General features: G+C 55.6%; 2 protein-coding genes. Both read right to left on the minus strand.

The genetic code is table 11. The features are described from left to right. Positions 1–21: 21 nt before the first annotated feature. The gene (locus tag AWU74_RS06690; RefSeq protein ID WP_162504970.1) at positions 22–336 is read right to left on the minus strand and encodes a hypothetical protein; all 315 of its coding nucleotides are present in this window, start codon (positions 334–336) and stop codon (positions 22–24) included. 179 nt (positions 337–515) lie between these two features. Continuing rightward, the gene (locus tag AWU74_RS12770; protein ID WP_062378000.1) at positions 516–716 is read right to left on the minus strand and encodes a hypothetical protein; all 201 of its coding nucleotides are present in this window, start codon (positions 714–716) and stop codon (positions 516–518) included. Positions 717–784 lie beyond the last annotated feature (68 nt).

Below are 784 nucleotides of genomic sequence, written 5' to 3' on the forward strand. Positions count from 1 at the left end.
GTATCTGTTTTGTTTTTTGTTTTATTTGTCAAACACATAAACACCGCCGACCCTCGCAGTTTTCCCGTAGCACGTTTTATGTTTGCTTCCGCGATAACCCACTGCCTTCCGCGCCCGGTACAGTTCACGGCTGTACGCTCTCTGCTCTTTCCGGCTTTTAACCGGAAGGGTGACGGCTGCTATATCCGCTTCCTTAAGCATGCCGGGCAGTTCGTTCGTGTCATGCGCCTTGTCCGCAGGGAACGCTTCCGCTTCCAAACCATCCATAAGGAGAGGCGCATGGCTGCAGTCCGCGACAGTACCGCTTGCCGGTATCCCGTACTCGTCAGCTGCCAAGTGCAATTTGCTGTTCAGCCCCCTTTTGTGCGGCTGATATACTGACTGCCGCCTTGTGCCCCGCATGCGTCCGCGTGTGCCTTGATATATGTCGAATCTGTCATAAAGATATCCCCGGCAGGCTCGCCTGTTGCGGCGTCCGCCGGCGTTTTCCTTTGTCCCGCCAGCGGCTAAAACGCTTATGCATGCTGTTCCGGTTCCCGAATTCGGGCGGCATGTCTCTCCGCGGAGTGCCCATGCGCGTCTGCCACGCTGATAAACAGACGGCTGTCCTTCGCCGTTCCCCCGTGTTTCCCTGCCTGTCCGGGCAGCAGTTCTTTTATCCGTTCCCGCGCCTCTCTGCTTATATCGTGCCGGTGGATGCCTTCATTTCTTTTCATGCCTTCCGTTTTATCTCTTTTCCCTATCAAGTCCACGCTGCCTAACTCACAGACTAGGTAGCGTGGAC

Source organism: Treponema endosymbiont of Eucomonympha sp., from assembly GCF_001028545.1.

Bases quoted from the DNA above. Each gene is read 5' to 3' on its own strand.
- AWU74_RS12770 (WP_062378000.1), bottom strand. From the start codon at position 716: ATGAAAAGAAATGAAGGCATCCACCGGCACGATATAAGCAGAGAGGCG.